General features: G+C 69.4%; 2 pseudogenes. One reads left to right on the forward strand and one right to left on the reverse strand.

Annotated features, from left to right (window positions below):
• Nucleotides 1-80: pseudogene (locus CCN44_RS46875) on the reverse strand (ABC transporter ATP-binding protein); the annotation flags it as partial.
• Between the two features lie 151 nt (nucleotides 81-231).
• On the opposite strand from CCN44_RS46875, the pseudogene CCN44_RS46880 reads away from it, so the two are divergent.
• Nucleotides 232-444, forward strand: a pseudogene (locus CCN44_RS46880) (hypothetical protein); the annotation flags it as partial.

A 444-nucleotide genomic window follows, 5' to 3' on the forward strand; every position in this document is an offset into this window, starting at 1 on the left:
ACCGACCAGGAGACCTGGTCCACCAGAGCCCGGCCCTCGCGGACCACGGATACGTCCTGAAGCTCCAGAACATCGCTCATGAGCGCGTTGTCTCCCCTTGCAGTGTGGCCGGTCTCGGCTCTCGCGTACGCCTGTGGCTCGGGTCCGCCGCGCCGGTGGGCGCAGCCCTTATGAAATCTACGCCACGAGTGCCCCGCTCCATTCCATCGGTCCGGTCCTTAGGGTGGGGGCATGCTCTCGGAACCGCGTTCAGGACGCCTTGCCGCTTGGGGAAATGCCCTTTTGGCCGGACTTGTCTCTCCGGATGACGCCGTACTCGCCATCGTGGGCGAGGACGCGGTGCACCGGGTGGAGGGGCTGCCCGGTGAGTCCGCGCCGGTCGGGCTGACGCTCGCGCTGGGGCGGCTGCGCACGCTGGGGGTGACCGGGCTGCGGGTGGCGCTG

It is taken from the genome of Streptomyces tricolor (genome assembly GCF_002155905.1).
Lineage (GTDB): Bacteria > Actinomycetota > Actinomycetes > Streptomycetales > Streptomycetaceae > Streptomyces > Streptomyces tricolor.